Raw genomic sequence first — 22,878 nt, forward strand, 5'->3', positions numbered from 1 at the left:
ACTGGGTGCATGCCCGTCGTGCCCATGAAGGAGATCCTCGACCGCGCTCTCGCCGAGCGCTACGGGGTCGGCGCCTTCAACATCATCAACGACCTGAGCATCGAGGCGGTGCTGGCCGCCGCGGTCGAGGAACGCGCGCCGGTGATCCTGCAGACCTCGGTCAAGACCGTCAAACAGTACGGCCGCGCCCAGCTGCACGACATCTTCCGGGCGCTGATGCGCGACGTGGACGTGCCCGTCACGCTGCACCTCGACCACTGCCCGGACCGCGCGGTCATCTCCGACTGCCTGGCCGGCGGCTGGAACTCGGTGCTGTTCGACGCGCACGAGCTGGACGTCGCCGAGAACCTGCGGCAGACCACCGAGGTGGTGGCCGAGGCGCGGCGCACCGGGGCGCACGTCGAGGGCGAGATCGAGGGGATCCAGGGCGTCGAGGACGGCATCGGCTCGGACGACGCGGCCCGGATCCAGAGCCTCGAGGTGGCCGTCGACTTCATCAAGCGCACCGGCGTCGACTGCTTCGCGCCGGCCATCGGCAACGCGCACGGCCAGTACAAACAGGCGCCCACGCTGGACGCCCGGCGGATCAGCGACCTGGTCGCGGCGACCGGCGTGCCGATGGCCCTGCACGGCGGCACCGGCCTCGCCGACGAGCAGTTCACCGACCTGATCGCGCGGGGCTGCGCGAAGGTCAACATCTCCACGGCGCTCAAGGAGTGCTTCATGAAGGCCGGCCTCGCCCATCTGAAGGAGGCCGAGGAGCGCGGCAAGTGGGACCCGCCGACCCTGTTCCGGCAGCAGCGGGCGGCCGTGGTCGAGATGGCGAAGCAGCACATCCGGCTCTTCGGCGCGTCCGGGAGAGCCTGGTGACCGCGCTGATCTTCGACTGCGACGGGGTGCTCGCCGACACCGAGCGCTTCGGGCACCTGCCCGCCTTCAACGAGACCTTCGAGCGGTTCGGGCTCCCGGCGGTGTGGAGCGAGCGGGAGTACGGCGAGAAGCTGAAGATCGGCGGCGGCAAGGAACGGATGGCCAGTCTGTTCGCCGATCCCGCCTTCGCCGCGACGACGGCCGGCGCCGACCGTACCCAACTGCTCCTGGCCTGGCACCGGGCCAAGACCGCGGCGTTCAAGCGGTTGGTCGCGGAAGGTCGCGTGCCGCCGCGGCCGGGCATCGCCCGGATCGTGCACGCGGCGTTGGACGAGGGCTGGACGGTCGCGGTCGCCTCCACCTCGGCCGAGGAATCGGTGCGCGCGGTGCTGGAGACCGCGGTCGGCCCGTCGGCGGCGGCGCACATCCCGGTCTTCGCCGGTGATGTGGTGCCCGCCAAGAAGCCCGATCCGGCGATCTACCGGCTCACCGCGGAGAAGCTCGGTCTGTCCACAGCGGACACCCTGGTGGTCGAGGACTCGCGCAACGGGCTGCTGGCCGCGACCGGCGCCGGGCTGCGCTGCCTGGTGACGGTGAACGACTACACCCGCGCCGAGGATTTCGCCGAGGCCACCCTGGTGGTGTCCGAGCTCGGCGAACCCGACCGGCCACCGATCGAGGTGCTGGCGAACCGTGGCGCGGCCCGGCCGGGCGACTTCCTGACGCTCGACGACCTGCGCGCCTGTCTGGAGGGGGCCCGATGAGCCTTGCGCAAACGGAACTGGTGGTGCGGACCATCGCCGAGACCGCGATCGAGAACGAGAAGTACTTCGGCGATCTGGACTCGGTGGTCGGGGACGGCGACTTCGGCTACTCGCTGGCCCGCGGGTTCGAGAAGCTGATCGAAGGCTGGGACGACCTGGATCGCAGCAGCGCCGGGACGTTCCTGAAACGCACCGGGATGGTGATCGCCTCGCGGATCGGCGGCACCTCCGGGCCGCTCTGGGGCACCGCCTTCATGCGCGCCGGCGGCGCGGCCGGCGATGCCGGCGACCCGACCGGCGAGCAGGTGGTCGCGATGCTGCGCGCGGCGATCGAGGGCATCAAGGCGCGCGGTCAGGCCGAGATCGGCGACAAGACGTTGCTGGACGCGCTGACGCCGATGACCGACCGCCTCGCACAGTCGCTCGAGAGCGGCGCGAGCGCGCAGGAGGCGGTCGCGGCAGCCGCGGTCGCCGCCCGGGAGGCGGCGGACGCGACCGTCGACATGGTCGCCAAACGGGGGCGCGCGTCCTACACGGGCGAGCGCAGCAGAGGTTCGGTCGACGCCGGCGCGATGGCGGTGGCGGTGCTCGCCGAACGGATCAGCGAGACCTGGCAGAAGCGAGGAGCGACATCGTGAAGAAGTTCGTCAACGACCCCAAGAGTTTCGTCCCCGAGATGCTCGAGGGCGTCGCCCTCGCCAACCCCGACACCCTGAGATACGTCCCCGCCTACAACCTCATCATGCGGGCCGGCGCGCCGTTCGAGAACAAGGTGTCCATCGTGCAGGGCTCCGGCTCCGGCCACGAACCGGCGCACGTGATGGCCGTCGGCCGGGGCATGCTCGACGCGGCCTGCCCCGGCGACGTGTTCGCCGCGCCGCCGATGGACTACGTCTATGAAACCGCGAAGCTGCTCAACTCCCCGAAGGGCGTGCTGCTGCTGGTGAACAACTACACCGGCGACCGGATGGCCTTCGACATGGGCAAGGAGATGGCCGAGGCGGACGGTGTGCGCTGCGAGATCCTCACCGTGAACGACGACGTGGCCGTGCAGGACTCCCTCTACACGGTCGGCCGCCGCGGCGTGGCCGGGAACTTCTTCGTCATCAAGGCGGTCGGCGCGGCGTCCGAGCAGGGCGCCGAGATGGACGAGCTGCTGCGGATCGGCCGGAAGGTCAACGACGTCACCCGCACCATGGGCGTGGCGCTGACCGCGTGCACCCCGCCGGCCAAGGGCTCGCCGCTGTTCGAGCTCGGCGCCGACGAGATCGAGTTCGGTGTCGGCATCCACGGCGAGCCCGGCCGTGAGCGCCGCAAGCTCGCCTCCGCCGACCAGATCACCGACGACCTGCTCGACGCGGTGGTGCCGGATCTGCCGTACGAGTCCGGCGACCGGGTCGCCCTGATGATCAACGGGTTGGGCGGGACGCCGGTCAGCGAGCTCTACATCCTGTACCGGCGCGCGCACCAGAGGCTCGCCGAGCGCGGCATCACGGTCGGCCGCAGCTACGTGAACGAGTACTGCACGTCGCTCGACATGGCCGGCGCCTCGCTGACGCTGGTGCGCCTCGACGACGAGATCGAAGGACTGCTCGCCGCCCCGGCGGAGGCGGCCATCCGGGTGTTCTGACCAGCTATGTGTCCACCGCCACGCCGTGTGGCGGTGGACACGAATCCGATGCGCCGGAGTCATTTACCGTTCACCTCACGTAGTCTTCAAGGCTGCCCCGGGCGCGACCCCTTTCGCACGCCTGGTTGACGCTGACCCGTGAGGTGGAAGTGGAGCACGCCCGGTGACCGTGACGACTGATCTGGATCTGGTCGCACTCCCTCCGCTGGTCACTTTCCCGGTGGCCCCGGCAGTGTTCCGCTCCGACTCGGCACCCACCCGCCGCACGCTGGTGGACATCCTCGACGCGACCGTCGAGGAGCACGGCGACGCCCTCGCGATCGACGCCGGCGCGGCGGTCTTCACCTATCGGGATCTGGCCGCCGCGGTCGACATGGTCCGGGCCACGCTCTCCGCGCACGGCGTCGGCGTCGGCGACCGGGTCGGCGTGCGCGTCTCGTCCGGCACGGCCGAGCTCTATCTGGCGATCCTGGGCGTGCTCGCGGCCGGCGCGGCCTATGTGCCGGTCGACGCCGACGACCCCGACGAGCGCGCCGAGCTGGTGTTCGCCGAGGCGGGCGTCTGCGCGGTGCTCGGCGACGGGCTCTCCGTGTCGATCCGGCGCACCCCGAGGAACCGCCTCGGCCGGCCCGGCCCGGACGACGACGCCTGGATCATCTTCACCTCCGGCTCCACCGGCACCCCGAAGGGCGTCGCCGTCACGCACGCCGCGGCGGCCGCCTTCGTGGACGCGGAGGCGCAGCTGTTCCTCGCCGACGCCCGCCCGATCGGCCCGGACGACCGGGTGCTGGCCGGGCTGTCGGTCGCGTTCGACGCCTCCTGCGAGGAGATGTGGCTGGCCTGGCGGCACGGCGGCTGCCTGGTGCCGGCCGCCCGTTCGCTGGTGCGCAGCGGCGTCGACCTGGGCCCGTGGCTGGCCGAGCAGCGCATCACCGTGGTGTCCACCGTCCCGACGCTGGCCGCGCTCTGGCCGGTCGCGGCGCTCGACGACGTGCGGCTGCTGATCTTCGGTGGCGAGGCGTGCCCGCCCGAGCTGGCCGAGCGGCTGGCCGTCGACGGGCGTGAGGTGTGGAACACGTACGGGCCGACCGAGGCCACCGTGGTCGCGTGCGCCTCCCGGCTGACCGGCGAGGGGCCGGTGCGGATCGGGCTGCCACTGGCCGGCTGGGAGCTCGCGGTCGTCGACGCGTCCGGCGAACCGGTCGCGATGGGGGAGACCGGCGAGCTGGTCATCGGCGGCGTCGGACTGGCGCGTTACCTGGACGCCGGCAAGGACGCCGAGAAGTTCGCGCCGCTGCCCGCGCTCGGCTGGTGGCGGGCCTATCGCAGCGGCGACATCGTGCGCGCCGAGCCCGAGGGGTTGCTGTTCCTCGGCCGCGGCGACGAGCAGGTCAAGCTCGGCGGGCGGCGGATCGAGCTCGGTGAGGTCGACGCCGCGCTGCAGGCCCTGCCCGGCGTCGCGGGCGCGGCGGCCGCGGTCAAGCGCACGGCGGCCGGAAACCAGCTCCTGGTGGGTTATCTGGTGCCGCGCGACGGCTTCGACCTCGACGCCGCGACACAGCGGATCCGCGAGCAGCTGCCGGCCGCGCTGGTGCCGCTGCTCGCGGTGGTCGACTCGCTGCCCACGCGCACCTCGGGCAAGGTGGACCGCGCCGCGCTGCCGTGGCCGTTGGCCGCGACCGGCCCCGGCCCGGGCTCCGCGGCGCTGACCGCGACCGAGGAGTGGCTCGCCGGCGGCTGGGAGGAGATTCTCGGGGTGCGCCCGGCCGAGGCGGACGCCGACTTCTTCACCAGCGGCGGCAGCAGCCTCAACGCCGCGCAACTGGTGGCCTGGATCCGGGTCCGGTTCCCGCAGGTCTCGGTCGCCGACATCTATCAGCAGCCGCGCCTGTCGCAGCTCGCCGCCGTGCTCGACGCGCTCGGCACCACCGCGACCGTGCGTCGCGAGATCCGGCCCACGCCGCGCCGGAGCGGCCTGATCCAGGGTCTCCTGATGCTGCCCATGCTCGCGCTGGTCGGGCTGCGCTGGCTCACCGTCCTGGCCGCGCTGGGCAACGTCCTCGCGCTGGTCACGCCGGTCTCCTGGCTCCCGGCGGTCTCCTGGTGGTGGATCGCGCTGAGCTGGGCGCTGCTGTTCAGCCCGCTCGGCCGGATCGGCATCGCGGCCGGCGGCGCCCGCCTGCTGCTGCGCAACGTGCGACCCGGCGACCACCCGCGGGGTGGCGGCGTCCACCTGCGGCTGTGGGCCGCCGAGCGGCTCGCCGAGCTGTCCGGCGCGAGCACCGTGGCCTGGACGGTCACCTATGCGAAGGCGCTCGGCGCGCAGATCGGCCCAGACGTCGACCTGCACTCCGCGCCGCCGGTCACCGGCCTGCTCAAGGTCGGCCGGGGCGCGGCGATCGAGCCCGAGGTCGACCTGGCCGGCCACTGGGTGGACGGCGACATCGTGCGGATCGGCCGGGTGCGGGTCGGCGCCGGCGCCCGGGTCGGCGCGCGCAGCACGCTGATGCCCGGCGCCCGGGTCGGCAAGGGCGTCCGGGTCGCGGCCGGCTCGACCGTCGTCGGCTCGGCCCGCACCACCAAGGACGCGGCCGCCTGGCCCGCGCAGCGCCCGAGTCGGTCGCGCTTCTGGACCGCGGTCTACGGGATCACCGCGCAGGTGCTGAGCCTGGTGCCGGTGGTCGCCGCGCTGCCCGCGCTGGCGCTGCTCGGCTGGACCCTGGCCGAGCGTCCGACGCTCGGCGCGGCGCTGGTCGCCATCGCGCCGGCCACCATCGCCTACTTCCTCGGGTACGCGCTGCTCGTGCTGGTCGCGGTCCGTCTGCTGAGCATCGGGCTGCGCGCGGGCTACCACCCGGTGCACGGGCGGGTGGCGTGGCAGGTGTGGACCACCGAGCGGCTGATGGGGATGGCCCGGGTCGGGTTGTTCCCGCTCTACGCGAGCCTGTTCACGCCGGTCTGGCTGCGGCTGCTCGGCGCCAAGGTGGGCCGTGGCGTGGAGGCCTCGACGGTGCTCGCGCTGCCGGCCATGACCACGGTCGCCGATGGCGCCTTCCTGGCCGACGACACCATGGTGGCGACGTACGAGCTGAGCCACGGCTGGCTGCGGGTGGCCCCGGCGCGGATCGGCAAGCAGGCGTTCCTGGGCAACTCCGGGATGGCGGCGCCGGGCCGTAACGTACCGAAAAGAGGTCTTGTCGGAGTCCTCTCGTCGGCTCCGCGCAAGGCGAAGAAGGGCACGTCCTGGCTCGGCTCGCCGCCGATGCCGCTGCGCCGCACGGTGGAGGCGGCCGACCTCGGCCGCACCTTCGACCCGCCGGGCCGGCTCAAGCTGGCCCGCGCCCTGATCGAGCTGTGCCGGATCATCCCGGTGATGTGCGCCGCCGCCCTCGCGATCGCCGTCCTTGGTCTGCTCGCGTCCGGGTGGCAGCTCGCCGGGCCGTGGGTGGCCGCGCTCGCCGCCGGGCCGGTGCTGCTCGCCGCCGCGATCGTCGCCGCACTCACCGCGACCCTGGCGAAGTGGCTGCTGGTCGGCCGGTTCCGGGTCTCCGACAAGGCGCTGTGGACGTCGTTCGTGTGGCGCAACGAGCTCGCCGACACGTTCGTCGAGGTGCTCGCCGCGCCCTGGCTGATCCGCTTCGCCACCGGCACGCCGCTGCTCAACGCGTGGCTGCGCACCCTGGGCGCCGAGGTCGGCCGGGGCGCCTGGCTGGAGACCTACTGGCTGCCGGAGTACGACCTGGTCCGGCTCGGCGCGGGCGCCACGGTCAACCGGGGCTGTGTCGTGCAGACCCACCTGTTCCATGATCGGGTGATGAGCATGGACAAGGTGACCCTCGGCGCGGGCGCGACGCTCGGCCCGCACGGCATCGTGCTGCCCGGCGCGAGCATCGGCGCGCGCACCACCGTCGGACCCGGCTCGCTGGTGACCCGCGGCGACGCGGTGCCCGACGACAGCCGATGGTTCGGCAACCCGATCGCGACCTGGCCGGCGACGACCCCGCGCCGGGCATGACCGCCACAGCCGACTCCTACCTCCTGGGGCACGGCAACAGCGGCTACCTGGTCGAGCACTACGACCTGGCGATCGACTATCGCGTGGTGTCCAACCGGCTGACCGGCCGGGCGACGGTCACCGCCCTGGCCACGCAGCCGCTCCCGCGGTTCAGCCTGGACCTGGGCCGCTTCCGGGTGCAGGACGTGCGGGTGAACGGCCGGCCGGCGAAGTTCACCCACCGGCCGGACAAGCTGCAGATCAAGCCGGAGCGGCCGATCGCCGACGACACGACCTTCCGGGTCGAGGTGCACTATGCGGGCGCGCCGGCGCCGATCTCCGGCCGCTGGGGCGACATCGGCTGGGACGAGCTGACAGACGGCGTGCTGGTGGCCAGCCAGCCCAACGGGTCGCCGTCCTGGTTCCCGTGCAACGACCGGCCGGGCGACAAGGCCACGTTCCGCGTCGCGGTGACCACGGCGTCGCCCTACACCGTCCTGGTGACCGGTGACCCCGTCTCCCGGCGCCGCGGCGCCGGCACCACCACCTGGGTGTACGAGCGGAACGAGCCGACCGCGCCCTATCTGATGAGCGTCCAGATCGGACGTTACCGGCTGGTCGACCTGGCGGCCGGCGGGGTGGTCCAGCGCGCCGCCGTCCCGCCCCGGCTGCTCCCCACCTTCTCCCACGACTTCGGCCGGCACGGGCAGATCATGGAGGCGCTGCAGCGCTTCTTCGGGCCTTACCCGTTCCGGGAGTACATGGTCGTGGTCGCCGACGACGATCTGGACGACCCGGTCGAGGCGCAGGGCATGGCCGTCTTCGGGCGCAACCACCTGGACGGGCGGCGCACCCACGAGCGGCTGGTCGTGCACGAGCTCGCCCACCAGTGGTTCGGCAACAGCCTCACGGTGGCCGAGTGGCGGCACATCTGGCTCAACGAGGGCTTCGCGACATATGCGGAATGGTTGTGGTCCGGAGTCCGCGGCGGCCCGTCGGCATCCGCCTGCGCGGCGCAGTGGCACGCCCGCCTCGCGGACCGGCCGGCCGACGTGGTGATCGCGAACCCGGGCATCGACCGGCTGTTCGACCCGCTGGTCTACAAGCGCGGCGCGCTCACCCTGCACGCCCTGCGCAAGGAGATCGGCGACGAGCCGTTCTTCGCGATGCTGCACGCCTGGGTCGACGAGCACTCCCACGCGACCGTGACGACCGAGCAGTTCCGGGCGCACGCCCAGCGTTACGCCCGAGCGCCGCTGGACGAACTCTTCTCCGCGTGGCTGGACGAGCCGGCGTTGCCGCCGCTGCCCAGGTGACATTGGTGAAGCCCGGGGATATGGCCAATCCCCGGGCCTCGACTTACCACTGAATTGCACACACCAGCACGTTTAAGACGATGGATCATTCATTATGACGTCGGGTTTTGCCATTAAACTACCGCCGCCCGTTGGCGCGGCGGGCCGGATTTGAACCGGCATCCGCTGTCTTCGTCCATCCTCGGTCGATCCGGTGATCAGTGGTGAATGCTGACGTTGGAGCGAGAATCTGAGTCTCATGCCGGCTGCCTCTGCCATTTGGGCTACCCCCGCAAGTCGGTGCGGGGAGCGGGATTCGAACCCGCACTGTCACCGGTGGATTCAATTTCAGGCTGAGCTGTCAGCTTGTGCGCCCTTGGCGGGCGCTTCCCCCGCGCTCCCACGGGGAATCAATGACGGCTACTCGAAGAGGTAGCCGAAGACGGCCGCGCCGACCCGCTGGTCGGTGGCCTCGGTGTTGTTGGCCTCCTCGCGGGCGAACTTGACCGCCGTCTGCAGCGCCAGCACCCGGTCGAGGATCTCGTTGACCCGCTTGGCCGGCAGCGCGCCGGAGAACTTCACCGTCGTCCAATAGCCGACGGTGATGTCCTCGTAGTACACCTCGACCTGCGCCGGGTGCTTGTCGGTGGCCTCCGCCTTGACGTGGTTGCGGGGCACCTTCTTGGTGCGGTTGGTGCGCACCGGCTCGGTCCGCCAGCTGTCCGTCGAGTCGTCGCGCAGCCACGACTCGGCCGCGTCGAGCACCGGCAGCTTCTTGACGAACGTGTGCAGGTCGACCAGCTGCTTCTCGAGGAACAGCAGATAGGTCACCGGCACCTGGGCGGCGATCGTGCGGCCGTCGACCACGACGTCGGCGCGGGCCACGCAGTTCGTCCAGTCCTTCGTCGCGGTCACGTCGAACAACCGGGTCAGCGTGCCGGACACCTCGCGCAGGATCTCCTCGCCCTTGATCTGCACCCGCGTCGACTCCGAGGGCAGCTGCTCGCCCTCCTCGTCCTTCGGCTGGTAGGACCGGGAGATGCCGGCCAGCGGGCCGGTCTTCTGCACGGCGTGGTGGGCGTCGCTCAGATCGGCGAACGCCTTGCTCTTGACGCCCTTCTCCACGGCGATGATCTGGTTGAGCTTCGGCACGGTTTCCCCTTTCAGCGTCCGGAAAGGTAGCACCCGCGGCCAACCGGCTCCGAGCCGTTTATGATGGCACGTCTTCGGCCCGCGCCACCCGGCGAATGTGAGATCCGGAACAAGGGACGCATGGTGTCCGCCCAAGCCGGGCACAGTGATGGTCATGCCGTCCTCCGACTCGACCGCCTCCTCCGAAGACGCCGGCCTGCGCGTCGGCCCGCCGGCCGACCATGCCGCCGGGCTCAAGGCCGTGCAGGTCAGCATGGCCAAAGCCGTCGGGCAGATGGGCGTGGTCAAGGCCGCCCGCAACCTGCTGACGCTCAACAAGGAGGACGGCTTCGACTGCATGAGCTGCGCCTGGCCGGACCCGCAGGGGCACCGGCACACGGCGGAGTTCTGCGAGAACGGCGCCAAGGCGGTCTCCTGGGAGGGCGTGCGGGACACGGTCGGCCCGGAGTTCTTCGCCGCCCACCCGCTCGGCGACCTGGCCGGACGCACCGACCACTGGCTGGAGAAGCAGGGCCGGCTGACCCACCCGATGGTGCGCCGCGAGGGCGCCGACCACTATGAGCCGATCTCCTGGGACGACGCGTTCGCGCTGGTCGGACAGCATTTGCGGGCACTGAACAGCCCGGACGAGGCGGTGTTCTACACCTCCGGCCGGGCCAGCAACGAGGCCGCGTTCCTCTATCAGCTGTTCGCCCGCGGCTATGGCACCAACAACCTGCCGGACTGCTCCAACATGTGCCACGAGTCGACCTCGGTCGGCCTGCAGCGCACCATCGGCGTCGGCAAGGGCTCGGTGACCCTGCAGGACCTGCACGAGGCCGACCTGATCGTGATCTCCGGGCAGAACCCGGGCACCAACCACCCGCGCATGCTCACCGCCCTGGAGATCGCCAAGCGCGACGGCGCCCGGATCCTGGCGATCAACCCGCTGCCCGAGGCCGGGTTGCTGCGCTTCAACAACCCGCAGAACGCCCGCGGTCTGGCCGGCCGTGGCACCGGCCTGGCCGACGAGCTGCTGCAGATCCGGTCCAACGGCGACCTCGCCCTCTGGCAGGCGTTCGGGCACCTGCTGCTGAAGGCGGAGGAGGCGGCGCCCGGCACGGTGCTCGACCGGGACTTCGTGGAGAACTTGACCGTCGGCTTCGAGGGCTGGGCGCAGCACGTCCGCAACCTCGACCGGGACGCGGTGCTGGCCGCGACCGGCCTGTCCTGGGCGCAGATCGAGAAGGCGGCCGGGATGCTGGCCACCTCGAAGCGGATCGTGCACTGCTGGGCGATGGGCATCACCCAGCACCACAACGCGGTCGCCACGATCAAGGAGTTCGTCAACGTCGCGCTGATGCAGGGCATGATCGGCAAGCCCGGCGCCGGTCTGTGCCCGGTGCGCGGCCACTCCAACGTGCAGGGCGACCGCAGCATGGGGATCTGGGAGAAGGCGCCGGACTTCTTCCTGGACCGGCTCGGCGAGGAGTTCGGCTTCGAGCCGCCCCGGGCGCACGGCTATGACGCGGCCAACGCGGTGCGGGCCTTCCGGGATCGGCGGGCCAAGGTGTTCGTCGCCCTGGGTGGCAACTTCGTGGCGGCGATGTCGGACACCGAGGTCACCACCGAGGCGATGCGCAACGCCGAGCTGACGGTGCAGATCTCGACCAAGCTCAACCGCAGTCACGTGGAGCCCGGGCGCACCGCTCTGATCCTGCCGACCCTGGGCCGCACCGAGCGCGACCTGACCGGCGGGCGCGAGCAGCGGATCACCGTGGAGGACTCGATGTCCGTGGTGCACGCGTCCCGCGGCCGGTCGGCGCCCGCGGGCCCGCTGCTGCGCTCGGAGGTGGACATCCTCTGCGGCATCGCGGCGGCCACCCTCGGCGATCGGCACGGCATCGACTGGCGCGGCTTCACCGCGGACTACGACCTGATCCGGGACCGCATCGGCAGCGTCGTCCGCGGCTGCGAGGGTTACACCGAGCGGGTCCGCAACGGCGGCTTCACCATGCCGCACGAACCCCGCGACCAGCGCACGTTTCCGACCCCGGAGGGCCGGGCGGTCTTCACGGTGAGCCCGCTGGAGGTGCTGAGCGTGCCACCCGGCCGGCTGGTGCTGCAGACCCTGCGCAGCCACGACCAGTTCAACACCACGATCTACGGCCTCGACGACCGTTACCGGGGCATCCGCGCCGGCCGCCGGGTGGTCTTCATCAGCGCCGAGGATCTCGCGGAGCTCGGATTCGCCGACGGCGGCCTGGTGGACCTGATCTCGGAGTGGCCGGACGGGCGCGACCGGCGGGTGGAGCGGTTCCGGCTGGTCGAGTACTCGACGCCCAAGGGGTGCGTGGCCGCGTATTACCCGGAGACCAACCCGCTGGTCCCGCTGGACTCCCAGGCGGCCGAGAGCGGCACCCCGGTCTCGAAGGCGATCATCGTCCGGCTCGTCGCCTCCTCGTCCTAGGCAAAACGCGCTGCGCACCTGCGCAGCGGATTCGCCGCCGCGCATTGACCGGCGCTCCCGGCGCCCAGACGCTGACAGGCGTTCGGGCAATCGGGGGAGGACCGGATGATGATCAGAGGAACCAGTCTCGCTGTCCTGATCGGACTGACCGTGGCCGTGGCGCCACCGGCTCCGGCGCTCGCCGCGCCGGCCGACGGCGAACTCGACGCCCTGGTCACCGACTTCTTCGTGCAGGCCGACCAGGCCTGGTACGGAACGACGCCCGCCGCCCTGCGTGGCGGCAACGTCGCTCCGGCCGCCCAGCGACTCGCGCTGTCCACCGCGCGGATCGCCCAGGACGCGAAGAACGACCTGGGCCTGCTGGCGGACGACATCCACACCCAGGTGACCAACGTCGAGACGTCGGCGAGCCTGAACCGCTACGAGTTCGACTCGGCGGTCAGCACGCAGCTGTCCTGGAACGTCGGCGAGCTCGGCGACTCGGTGCTGGCCGACGACTACACGGTCGTGGTGACCCGCTCGGGCGGCGACTGGACGATCGCCGACGTGACGCTCACCCCCGCACCGGCCGAGGGCGAGGAACCGGCGCCGCCACCGGAGGAGGAGCCGGCGCCACCGTGCAAGCCGGGCGAGGTGTGCGACGGCGAGACCCTGATCGGCGGCATCGACCTGAGCGACGGCCGCGCGAAGGCCCGCGCGCTGCAACGGGCCGGCCTGGGCAAGGAGTCGGTCGGCCGGGAGAGCGGCGGGAACCAGCCGTCGGCGCACTCCTACAACCCCAGCGCCGCCGCCACCTACGCGCTCTACTGGTCCGGAGTGGACAACTTCAACAACCCGCTCTACAACCCGGCCTATCCCAAGCAGTCCAACGACTGCACCAACTTCGCGTCGCAGGCGATGCGCGCGGGTGGCTGGCGGATCAAGGACGGGGTGAACCCGGACGACCACAACAACTGGACCCCGGACCTGTACGGCCCGCGCGGCCCGAGCAAGAGCTGGTCGGTGTCGGGCTGGCTGCGCACCTTCGGCCTCGACTACACCGACCGCGCGGTCCAGATCGGCTGGGAGTACGTCGACCTGGCGACGCAGATGTGGAGCATGACCAAGGGCGATCTCTACTTCCTGGACTGGGACCCGAACGGCTGGCCGGACGGCACCATCGACCACACGATGGTGGTCACCGGCACCTTCACGGCGCCGTCCAGCCCGGACTTCCGCGAGCCGATCATCTCGCAGCACTCCAACCACCGCCGGAACGTGCCGCTCTACATCCAGATCAAGCGGGCCACCGCGATCCCGCCGGGCGAGAGCCGGCCCGAGCACAACCGGATCGCCGTCTCCTCGGTCCGGGTGAAGACGAGCTACAACTCATGAGGGCCGCCGCGATGGTCGCGCTGGCGGTCGCGGCCACCGGACTCGCGGCCGCACCCACCGGCGACACCGCCGCCGGGTCCGGCCCGTCCGCGGTGTACGTGGTGCAGACGACCGGGCAGCCGGCGAGCGATCCCCGGGTCGTCGGGCGGCTGCACCAGCGGCAGGCGGACGTGGCGGCCCGGGCCGGCGTACGCCCGGCGCAGATCGTGCACCGCTATGCCGCGGCCTTCCCGGGCTTCGCCGCCCGGCTCACCGCGGCCGAAGCGGCGTCGCTCGCACGCACTCCGGGCGTCGTCGCGGTGACCAGGGACGAGCAGCGGGCCGGGCTGTCCATCACCACGCCGGAGTTCCTCGGCCTGACCGGCGACACCGGCGCCTGGCAGCGGTACGGCGGCGGCGCGACCCGGGCCGGGGAGAACGCCGTCATCGGGTTCATCGACAGTGGACTCGCGTTCCAGCACCCGAGCTTCGCCGCCCTGCCGGAGCCGAGGCCGGACGCCGCGGCGATCGCGGCTCGCTGGCGGGGTGGCTGCGACGACCCGCAGTGGTGCACCAACAAGGTGATCGGCGCCCGGGCGTTCCGGGCCGGGGCGGTCGACGTGTCGCCGTCCGAGTTCGACTCACCGCGCGACTTCAACGGGCACGGCACCCACGTCGCCGCGGTCGCCGCGGGTGACCACGGTGTTCCGGCCGTCGTCGGCGGGGTGTCGGCCGGCGCCACCTCGGGCGTCGCGCCGGCCGCCCGGATCGCCGTCTACAAGGCGCTGTGGCAGACCTCGAGCGGCCGCCTGGTGGGCAGCGTCTCGGACCTCGTCGCGGCCATCGACCAGGCCACCGCCGACGGCGTCGACGTGCTGAACTACTCGGCGGCGGGCGCCTCCGGCACGGTCACCGACCCGGTCAGCGTCGCTCTCTATCACGCGGCGGCGGCCGGGGTCTTCATCGCGGCCGCGGCCGGCAACGACGGCCCGACCGGCGCCGTGGGCAGCATCGCGCCGTGGGTCACCACGGTCGCGGCCGGCACCCACGACCGAGTGCTGACCCGCACGCTGCGGCTGGGTGACGGCACGTTCCTGACCGGCGCCGGTCAGGGTTCGTCCGCCCTGGCCGCCGGCACCCGGATCGTCGACGCCACGAGGGGCGCGGCCGTGCCGGCCGACGCCGAGTTGTGCAAGGCCGGCGCGCTGAACCGGACCGTGGTCGAGGGCGCCATCGTGCTGTGCAAGCGCGGGGTCACCGGTCGCACGGACAAGAGCCGGGCAGTGCAGGCCGCCGGTGGGGCCGGCATGGTGCTCTACAACGACCCGGACAGCACGCTCGACACCGACTTCCACCCGGTGCCCACGGTCCATCTCAATCGGGCGGACGGGCTGCGGGTCAAGGCGTACGCCGCCGCCACCGCCGCCACCGCCCAGCTCGACGCGGCCGTCCGTGGCCGGGTGACCGCGCCCGCCGTGGCCGCCACGTCCTCGGTCGGTCCCGCCCGGGTCCCGCACAGCCCGGTGCTCAAGCCGGACCTGCTGGCGCCCGGCGTCGGCGTGCTCGCCGCCACCGCGACCTCCGGCACCCCGACCTTCGACCTGCGCAGCGGATCCTCGGTGGCCGCCGCTCAGGTCAGCGGCGTCGGCGCGCTCCTGGTCGGCCGGACCCCGTCGCTGACCCCGTCGGCGGTGCGCTCGGCGCTGATGACCACCGCAGGACTCACCGACGGCGGCGGGTCGCCGATCAAGCGCGGCGCCCAGGCCGCCACCCCGCTGGACTTCGGCGCGGGACAGATCCGGCCGACCGCGGCGTTCGATCCCGGCCTGGTGTTCGAGTCGACGCCGGCGAACTGGCTGTCCTTCGTGTGCGCCACCGAACCCGCCCGCGCGGCCGCGTTCGCCTCCTCCGGATGCGCCGGGGTGCCGGCCGGCCCGGCCCGCGACCTGAACCAGCCCGCGCTGTCCGACAGCGCGGTGGCGCACTCGGTGATCTTCCGCCGCACGGTCGGCAACCCGACCAACCAGGCGGGCATCTACCAGCCGACCGTGACGGCCCCGATCGGCTACACCGTCACGGTCTCGCCGTCCGTGGTCACCGTCCTGCCCCGCCGCACCGCCGCGGTGACCGTCACCGTCACCCGGGACGACGCCGTCCCCGACCGGTGGGAGTTCGGGTCGGTCGGGCTCGCCGACATCCGCGGGCACGCGGTGCGCCTCCCGATCGCCGTCCGAGCGGTCCGGATCGACGCTCCGGAGCGGGTGCCGGTGAGCGGCGCGAGCGGCACCGCGGCGGTCCCGGTGATCGCCGGGTTCGACGGCACCCTGCACGCCCGGACCCTCGGGCCGGTGCCGGTCCAGCGCGGCGCGGTCGCGCTCGACCCGCGCGGGCCGGCCTTCAACGCGAACGCGCCGGCCGCCGGCAGCCGCACCGCGGCCACGGACGTGACCGTCCCGGAGGGTGGTCTGGTCCGCTTCGCCACCCGCGCCGACGACCATCCCGCCGGCACGGACGCCGACCTGTACGTCTATCGGCGTACCGCCACCGGGCTGACCCTCACCGGCACGAGCAACAACGCCGGCGGCGACGAGGAGGTCATCGTCGACCAGCCGGGGGAGTACCGGGTGTTCCATCACCTCTACGCCGCGACCGCACCGACCCCGGTGGTGCGGCTGAGCTGGGCCCTGAGCGCCCCGGCGGACACGCTGGCGGTCAGTCCCGCGGCTTCGCCGGTGACGGCCGGCGCGGCCGTGTCGCTGACCCTCACCTGGCGGGGGCTCGACCCGGCGCAGGAGTATCTAGGCGTCCTGCTGCTGAACGACGGCGTCACGGGCGCCCGCCGGACCTTCGTGACGATCGGCACCTAGCGCCGGGGCGATGACCACCCGGTCCCGGCCGGTTCGCTTCGCCGCGTAGAGCGCGGCGTCGGTGACCCGGAGGAGGTCGTCGGCGGTGGCCGCGTGCACCGGCATCGCGGCCACCCCGGCCGACACCGTTACCGGCAATGTCACGGCGGGGTCCACCTCGATCGGGCGGTCCACGACGGACGACCGGATGCGCTCGCCGATCGCCACCGCCTCGTCGATCGCGGCGGGCACCAGCGTGGCGGCGCCGAAATCCCGATTGGCAGGAAAGCGGCCGGGTTGAGCGACCCGGCCGCCCGGCAAGCTCAGGCGGCGCTGCGCGCCGGCTCGGCGTCGGCCGGTGCGCCGCGGCGCCGGAGCGCGTCGATCGACCAGGGGCCGGCGCCGATCACCGCGATCGCAAGGAACGCCCAGGCGAACAGCGCCGGGGTCTCGCCGCCGTTGCGCATCGGCAGCGGGGCCTGTTCCTGGTGCACGGTGAAGTAGGCGTACGCCATCGAGCCGGAGGCCAGGATCGCGGCCGGCGTGGTGCAGAAGCCGGCCAGCACGAGCAGGCCGCAGACCAGCTGGATCAGTCCGGCCCACCAGCTGGGCCAGAGGCCGACCTCGACCGCGCCCTTGCCCTGGTTGCCGCCGAAGAGGCCGAACACGGTGGCCGCGCCGTGCAGCGTGAAGAGCAGGCCGACGACGATGCGGAAGAGGGACCAGACCGGCCCGGCGAACCTGTGGGTGCCCATCGAAAGCTCCTCGGGTGTGGGGATGGGAGATCGACACAAGTTAATGAAGGGAAGCTTGAAGCTTCAAGGCCGCGGATGTTCGGCGCGCGTTACGCGGCCGTTGCGGGACCTGGTGACGGCCGGTGTCTCAGAGATAACTCAGAGTGTGTGTCTTGCGCCACACCTACCGCTTTCCTAGTCACGTTCATCGATGTAACGTATCGTCTTGGGAGCGCTCCCACCAGCCCACGCTCCCGGAGGAGAACGCCATGAGACGCGCCCTGCGCGCGATCGCGGCGGCCGTCGTCCTGGCCGCCGGATCCGTCACCGCGCTCGTCGTCGCCGGCCCGGCACTGGCCGACACGCGCATCTGCGAGCAGTACGGCAGCACCACGATCCAGAACCGCTACATCGTCATGAACAACCGCTGGGGCTCCAGCGCCGAGCAGTGCATCAACGTCACCGACCGCGGCTTCGCGATCACCAGCCAGCAGGGCGTCGGCAACACCAGCGGCGCGCCGGTCTCCTATCCCGCGGTCTACGACGGTTGCCACTACACGGCCTGTTCGCCGGGCACCAGCCTGCCCAAGCGGGTCAGCGAGATCTCCAGCCTGACGAGCAACATCACCTACTCGTACGTGAGCGGCGCCACCTACGACGCGGCGTACGACATCTGGCTCGACCCGACGCCGCGCACCAACGGCGTGAACGCGATGGAGATCATGATCTGGTTCAACCGCCAGGGCAACATCCAGCCGATCGGGTCGCCGGTCGGCAACACCACCATCGGCGGCCGCTCGTGGCAGGTCTGGCAGGGGTCCAACGGGGCGAACAACGTCATCTCCTACGTGGCGCCGTCCGCGATCACCAGCTGGAACTTCAGCGTCCTGAACTTCATCACCGACGTCCGCAACCGGGGCGCGATCACCAACTCGTGGTACCTGACCAGCCTGCAGGCCGGCTTCGAGCCGTGGATCGGCGGCGCCGGCCTGGCCGTGCAGGACTTCTCGGTGACGCTCAACGGCAGCGGCACCCCGCCGCCCTCGGAGGAGCCGCCGCCCGCGACCGCTGCCTGCCGCGTGGGCTATGCGGCCGACTCGTGGAACACCGGCTTCACCGCCAACGTCACCGTGACCAACACCGGCAGCACGCCGGTGAACGGCTGGGCGCTGGCCTTTACGCTGCCGTCCGGCCAGGCCGTCACCAGCTCCTGGAACACCGCGCTCACCGGCGCCAGTGGGGCGCTCACCGCCCGCAACATCTCCTGGAACGCGGCGATCCCGGCGGGCGGCAGCGCGTCCTTCGGCTTCCAGGGCACCCACCAGGGCGGCTTCACCGCGCCGTCCACCTTCACCCTGAACGGGAGCACCTGCACCAGAGCCTGAACTCAGCGCCCGGTCACGCCGTCCAGCTGTTCGCGGATGATGTCCGCGTGGCCGGCGTGCCGGGCGGTCTCGCTCGTCATGTGCGCGAGCACCCACCGCAGGGTGAGCCGCTCGCCGTCGATCGGCACCACCACGCGGGCCTCCGGATCACCCGCGGCCAGGATCGCGCGGTCGCTCTGCGCGATCGCGTCCCGGTAGTCCTGCAGCACGTCGTCGGCGGGCGGCGCGTCTGTCTCCGGCGCGCCGGTCAGGTGGTGGCCGAACCAGTAGCGCTCGACCCCGGCCAGATGCCCGATCAGCCACCGGATCGACGTGCCACTGTCCACCGTCGACCGTCCTAACTGCTCGTCGGACAGCCCGTCCGCCTTCTTCAGCACGCAGTGCCGCGCGAAGGCCAGGAACGCCATCGCCGTGTCGAGCTCGCCGGTGTCGACCCGCGGCACGGATTCCCGCTGTGTCTCTGCCATCCCGCCACCTTAGGCGGTCAGCCCGAGATAGGCGGCCAGGCCGAGATAGGCGGCCAGGCCGAGGGCGGCGACGGCGATCGCCACGCGCAGCGGCGTCTCGGGGAGCCGCCGGACGATGCCGGGCCCGATCCAGCTGCCGAACAGGCAGCCGGCGCCGAGCAGTGCCGCCGCACCCCAGTGCACGGGCGCCACCAGCGCATAGAGCACCGCCGCGGCGAGATTGGCTACGCCGGAGACCACGTTCTTCACCGCGTTGGTCACCGCGAGCGGTTCGGTCGCGCTCACCGCCAGGACCGCGAGCATGAGTACGCCGGCAGCAGCGCCGAAGTACCCCGCATAGATGCCGATCAGGAACACCGCGACCGTCAGCGGCGCCCGGGACAGACCGTGGCGGCCGGCGCCGCGCCGCAGCGGATCGCGCAGCAGCAACGCGACCGCGCCGAGGGCGATCAGCCACGGCACGATCCGCTCGAAGGCCGACGCCGGCGTGCTCAGCAGCAGGACCGCGCCGGTCGCGCCACCGGCCACCGCGATCGCACCCAGCGGCCGCACCCGCGACCGCTGCCCGCGCAGCTCGCGGTGCGACCCCAGTGCCGCCCCGGCCGTGTTGGAGAACAGGGCCACCGTGTTGGTCACGTTCGCCGCGATCGGCGGCAACCCCACGGCCAGCAACGTGGGATAGCTGATCAGCGAGGCCAGCCCGGCCATCGAGCCGGTCAGGCCGGACCCGACACCGCCGAGGACGAGCAGCACCACGTGATCGAGGCTCACTCGTCCCCAGCGCAGGCCTTACGACCCGGTGAGGCCCCAGCGCTTGCGCAGGGCGTTGTCGGCCGTGTTGAACAGCATGTCGATCAGGATGCCGATCACCAGCACCACGATGATGTAGCTGATCACCAGGCTGGACTCGAACAGGTCGCGCGCGTTCTGCATGCGCACGCCGACCGAGATCGCACCGGGCACGATGACCAGCAGCTCGCCGGCCATCAGGCTGCGCCAGGAGAACGCCCAGCCCTGCTTCAGCCCGGACACGAACGACGGCAGCGACGCCGGCAGGATCAGGTACCGGTATTTCTTCAGGCCGGTCATGCCGAGCACCTGGCCCACCCGCAGCCAGGTCCGCGGCACGTAGTCGATGCCGCTGATCAGCCCGTTCGCCACCGACGGCGCGGCGCCGATCACGACCACGAAGAGGATGGCCTTCTCGCCGAGCTGGAAGAGCAGGATGGCGAGCGGGAACCACATGATCGACGGCATCGTCTGCAGCCCGGTGATCAGCGAGCCGATCGCCGCGCGCAGCGGCGCGAAGGTGGCCACCGCCGCGCCGACCAGGGTGCCGATCGCCACGGCCAGGGCGAAGCCGGTGATCGCCCGGGTCATCGTCAGCCGCACACCGGCCCAGAAGTCGGCCGTGGTGATCAGGCCGCCGAGCTCGGAGAACACGGTGGCCGGCCCGGGCAGGACGTAGGTCTCCTTCCAGCCGGAGAGCACCACCAGCTGCCAGACCAGGATCACCAGGGCGATCGCGAGCAGCTTGGGCCAGGCGCTGCGCCAGATGCGGCGGCCCAGGTCGGAGCGCTTGGGCGCCGGAGCGAGCTCCAGCGCGTCCAGCCCCGCGGTGGTGTCCCGCTGTGCGGTGTCGACGTCAGTGGGCATGGCGGGCCACCTCAGCGCGTAACTTGTCGGTGATCTCGGCGGCCTGGTCGGCCACCTCGCGGGAGTCGATGCGCCGGGGCCGGGGTGAGGCGATCGGGAAGTCCTCGATCACCCGGCCGGGCCGGCTGCTGAGCAGGATCACCCGGTCGCCCAGGCGCACCGCCTCGCGCACGTTGTGCGTGACGAACAGGACGGTCAGCGACTGCTCGCGCCAGATCCGCTCCAGCTCGTCGTGCAGGATGTCGCGGGTCATCGCGTCCAGCGCGCCGAACGGCTCGTCCATCAGCAGGATCTCGGCGTCCTGGGCGAGCGACCGGGCCAGCGCGACCCGCTGGCGCATGCCGCCGGAGAGCTCGTGCGGCCGCTTGCCGGCGAAGTCGCCCAGCCGCACGATGTCGAGCAGTTCCAGGGCCCGTTTGCGGCGTTCGGCCCGGCCCACGCCGCGCAGCCGCAGCGGCAGCTCGACGTTGCCCACCACCGAGAGCCACGGGAACAGCGCGGCCTCCTGGAACATCAGCGAGACGCGTCGCCCGCCGATGTCCAGGGTGCCGCCGCTGACCTCGTCCAGCCCGGCGACCAGCGAGAGCAGCGTGCTCTTGCCGCAGCCCGAGGCGCCGAGCAGGCAGACGAACTCGCCCGGCGCGGCGGACAGCGAGACCCGGTCCAGTGCGAGCAGGGCGGAGTCGCCCTGCCCGTACTGCTTGGAGACCCGGTCCAGGGTCAGGACGCTCATCTCAGGAGGCCGCGTCGGTGATCGCCGGCTGGCCGTCGGCCTGCAGCACCTCGTTCAGCGGGCCCAGGTCGTAGATGCCCTTGAGGTCCACCGGCTTGAGCAGGCCGACCGCCTTGGCGTGGTCCGCGCTGGTGTAGAGCGACGAGGCGATCGGGTCGTTGGTGAATGTCAGGTTCGCGAACGCGGCCTTGAGCACCGCGGGCTTGAGCGGCTTGCCGCTGAGCGCCTCGAGCTGGGCGTTGGCGTCGGTCTGGGCCTGCTCGCCGTTGTCCGTGATGAACTTGATCGCGGCGACGTGGCCCTGCACCAGCTTCTTGACCGTCGCCGGGTACTTCTTCAGGAACTCCTGGGTGACGATCAGGTGCGTGGTGACGAACTGGCCGTTCGGCCACAGGTCCTTCTCGTTCACCAGGATCTTGCCCTTGGAGTCGAGCACCATCCGGCTCAGGTTGGGCTCGGGCACCCAGGCGCCGTCGATCGCGCCCTGTGCGAAGGCCTGCACCGCGGTCGCGTTGTCCTGCGGCAGCACCGAGACGTCGCCGCCGCCCTGCTGGTCGGCGTTGAGGCCGTTGTCCTTGAGCCAGCTGCGCAGCGCCACGTCCTGGGTGTTGCCCAGCTGCGGCGTCGCGATCTTCTTGCCCTTGAGGTCGGCCGGGCTGTTGATGCCCTCCTTCACGACCAGGCCGGCGCCGCCGGAGGTGCTGCCCGCGATGATCTTCAGGCCGGTGCCCTTGGAGGTGGCCCAGCCGTTGATCGCCGGGTTCGGCCCGATGTAGGTGGCGTCGATCGCCCCCGAGAACAGCGCCTCGATCGCCGCCGGGCCGGCGTTGAAGGTCTTCGCCTCCAGCTTGGTGCTGCCGAGCGCCTTCTGGAACAGGCCGTCCTTGACGCCGATCAGGGCCGGCGCGTGGGTGATGTTCGGGAAGTAGCCGAGCCGGATGGCCGAGGCCTCGGCGCCGCCGCCGGAAGCGGCCGCGCCGTCGTCATCACCGCCGCAGGCGGCCAGGGACCCGGCGGCCAGCACGGCGGTGGCGGCGATGGTGAGCGCACGGAGTGCGCGAGAACGCAGACGCACGATGTTTCCTCAGTTCTTGGTGGTGGGGGAGATTTCGGCAAGCGTGCGGTGGTCGACGACGCCTTCGATGGCGGCTTCGACCGCGACCCAGACGTCGCGGAGGCCGACGGCGGCGCCGTGGTAGGTGGTGGAGCCGGTGGGTTGCCCGCGAACGCTGGTCAGCGCGCCGCCGGTGGCCCGCACCACGTCGCCCACGGTGATCTCGGTGGCCGGGCGGGCCAGCTGGTATCCGCCGTCCACGCCGCGCTGGCTGAGCAGCAGGCCGGCGCGCTTGAGGTCGAGCAGGATGCCCTGCAGGAAGCTCAGCGGGATGTCCTGTGCCGCGGACAGCTCGGCCGCCTTGACCGACGAGGGTTGGGCCGCGGCGAGCGCCAGCATCGCCTGAACGGCGTAATCGGTCCGTGCCAGGACGTGCACGCGCCGGTCCTCCCTTCGGGGATACTGCTGTTTCCCTATCTGTTGCATGGGAATAATG

General features: G+C 71.9%; 19 protein-coding genes. 10 read left to right on the forward strand and 9 right to left on the reverse strand.

The features are described from left to right. The first annotated feature begins 9 nt into the window (after window positions 1-9). From ACZ6TI_RS32580 to ACZ6TI_RS32605, 6 genes are all read left to right on the forward strand, one after another. Window positions 10-870, forward strand: a complete 861-nt coding sequence (locus ACZ6TI_RS32580) for a class II fructose-bisphosphate aldolase (protein WP_465349027.1) — start codon at window positions 10-12, stop codon at window positions 868-870. Then, the gene (locus ACZ6TI_RS32585) at window positions 867-1,634 is read left to right on the forward strand and encodes an HAD-IA family hydrolase (RefSeq protein WP_465349028.1); all 768 of its coding nucleotides are present in this window, start codon (window positions 867-869) and stop codon (window positions 1,632-1,634) included. Before ACZ6TI_RS32580 ends, ACZ6TI_RS32585 begins: the two co-directional genes overlap by 4 nt. Continuing rightward, complete coding sequence (dhaL, locus tag ACZ6TI_RS32590) at window positions 1,631-2,272, forward strand: dihydroxyacetone kinase subunit DhaL (protein WP_465349029.1); 642 nt, start codon at window positions 1,631-1,633, stop codon at window positions 2,270-2,272. Before ACZ6TI_RS32585 ends, dhaL begins: the two co-directional genes overlap by 4 nt. Beyond that, a complete protein-coding gene (gene dhaK / locus ACZ6TI_RS32595; protein ID WP_465349030.1) occupies window positions 2,269-3,264 on the forward strand; it encodes a dihydroxyacetone kinase subunit DhaK in 996 nt (331 codons plus the stop codon). The genes dhaL and dhaK overlap by 4 nt, the downstream gene beginning before the upstream one ends. 169 nt (window positions 3,265-3,433) lie before the next feature. Beyond that, window positions 3,434-7,279: a Pls/PosA family non-ribosomal peptide synthetase gene (locus ACZ6TI_RS32600; protein ID WP_465349225.1), complete on the forward strand. Its 3,846-nt coding sequence runs from the start codon at window positions 3,434-3,436 to the stop codon at window positions 7,277-7,279. After that, window positions 7,225-8,574: a M1 family metallopeptidase gene (locus tag ACZ6TI_RS32605; RefSeq protein WP_465349031.1), complete on the forward strand. Its 1,350-nt coding sequence runs from the start codon at window positions 7,225-7,227 to the stop codon at window positions 8,572-8,574. Before ACZ6TI_RS32600 ends, ACZ6TI_RS32605 begins: the two co-directional genes overlap by 55 nt. 399 nt (window positions 8,575-8,973) lie before the next feature. Here the strand turns inward: ACZ6TI_RS32605 and ACZ6TI_RS32610 are convergent, their stop codons facing one another. Then, window positions 8,974-9,705, reverse strand: a complete 732-nt coding sequence (locus ACZ6TI_RS32610; protein WP_465349032.1) for a DUF7873 family protein — start codon at window positions 9,703-9,705, stop codon at window positions 8,974-8,976. Between the two features lie 154 nt (window positions 9,706-9,859). Between ACZ6TI_RS32610 and ACZ6TI_RS32615 the strand changes: the two genes are divergently transcribed. The 3 genes from ACZ6TI_RS32615 (at window position 9,860) to ACZ6TI_RS32625 (ending at window position 16,374) form a co-directional block, all read left to right on the forward strand. After that, window positions 9,860-12,154: an FdhF/YdeP family oxidoreductase gene (locus ACZ6TI_RS32615; RefSeq protein ID WP_465349033.1), complete on the forward strand. Its 2,295-nt coding sequence runs from the start codon at window positions 9,860-9,862 to the stop codon at window positions 12,152-12,154. A 105-nt stretch (window positions 12,155-12,259) separates the two neighbouring features. Beyond that, complete coding sequence (locus ACZ6TI_RS32620) at window positions 12,260-13,528, forward strand: amidase domain-containing protein (RefSeq protein ID WP_465349034.1); 1,269 nt, start codon at window positions 12,260-12,262, stop codon at window positions 13,526-13,528. Then, window positions 13,525-16,374 (forward strand): S8 family serine peptidase, encoded by a 2,850-nt coding sequence (locus tag ACZ6TI_RS32625; protein WP_465349035.1) that lies wholly within the window; start codon window positions 13,525-13,527, stop codon window positions 16,372-16,374. The genes ACZ6TI_RS32620 and ACZ6TI_RS32625 overlap by 4 nt, the downstream gene beginning before the upstream one ends. Here ACZ6TI_RS32625 and ACZ6TI_RS32630 read toward each other — a convergent pair. After that, window positions 16,306-16,605, reverse strand: coding sequence for a GGDEF domain-containing protein (locus ACZ6TI_RS32630; protein ID WP_465349036.1), 300 nt, complete (start codon window positions 16,603-16,605; stop codon window positions 16,306-16,308). The genes ACZ6TI_RS32625 and ACZ6TI_RS32630 overlap by 69 nt on opposite strands. Window positions 16,606-16,676: 71 nt before the next feature. Then, window positions 16,677-17,108, reverse strand: a complete 432-nt coding sequence (locus ACZ6TI_RS32635; protein ID WP_465349037.1) for a DoxX family protein — start codon at window positions 17,106-17,108, stop codon at window positions 16,677-16,679. Window positions 17,109-17,356: 248 nt separating this feature from the next. On the opposite strand from ACZ6TI_RS32635, the gene ACZ6TI_RS32640 reads away from it, so the two are divergent. Next, window positions 17,357-18,472 (forward strand): glycoside hydrolase family 12 protein, encoded by a 1,116-nt coding sequence (locus ACZ6TI_RS32640; RefSeq protein WP_465349038.1) that lies wholly within the window; start codon window positions 17,357-17,359, stop codon window positions 18,470-18,472. A gap of 2 nt (window positions 18,473-18,474) precedes the next feature. Here ACZ6TI_RS32640 and ACZ6TI_RS32645 read toward each other — a convergent pair whose 3' ends face one another. Genes ACZ6TI_RS32645 through ACZ6TI_RS32670 form a run of 6 tightly spaced genes read right to left on the reverse strand, consistent with a single transcriptional unit; the run spans window position 18,475 to window position 22,820 of the window. Continuing rightward, on the reverse strand, window positions 18,475-18,939 hold the full coding sequence (locus ACZ6TI_RS32645; protein WP_465349039.1) for a DinB family protein: 465 nt from the start codon (window positions 18,937-18,939) through the stop codon (window positions 18,475-18,477). Window positions 18,940-18,948: 9 nt separating this feature from the next. Next, the gene (locus ACZ6TI_RS32650) at window positions 18,949-19,710 is read right to left on the reverse strand and encodes a sulfite exporter TauE/SafE family protein (RefSeq protein WP_465349040.1); all 762 of its coding nucleotides are present in this window, start codon (window positions 19,708-19,710) and stop codon (window positions 18,949-18,951) included. Between the two features lie 18 nt (window positions 19,711-19,728). Next, on the reverse strand, window positions 19,729-20,595 hold the full coding sequence (locus ACZ6TI_RS32655) for an ABC transporter permease (RefSeq protein WP_465349041.1): 867 nt from the start codon (window positions 20,593-20,595) through the stop codon (window positions 19,729-19,731). Next, window positions 20,585-21,328, reverse strand: coding sequence for an ABC transporter ATP-binding protein (locus ACZ6TI_RS32660; RefSeq protein ID WP_465349042.1), 744 nt, complete (start codon window positions 21,326-21,328; stop codon window positions 20,585-20,587). The genes ACZ6TI_RS32655 and ACZ6TI_RS32660 overlap by 11 nt, the downstream gene beginning before the upstream one ends. Before the next feature lies 1 nt (window position 21,329). After that, a complete protein-coding gene (locus ACZ6TI_RS32665; protein WP_465349226.1) occupies window positions 21,330-22,397 on the reverse strand; it encodes an ABC transporter substrate-binding protein in 1,068 nt (355 codons plus the stop codon). A 15-nt stretch (window positions 22,398-22,412) separates the two neighbouring features. Next, window positions 22,413-22,820, reverse strand: coding sequence for an RrF2 family transcriptional regulator (locus ACZ6TI_RS32670; RefSeq protein WP_465349043.1), 408 nt, complete (start codon window positions 22,818-22,820; stop codon window positions 22,413-22,415). Between the last annotated feature and the right edge of the window lie 58 nt (window positions 22,821-22,878).

The sequence above is a fragment of the Actinoplanes sp. NPDC051388 genome (assembly GCF_055586225.1).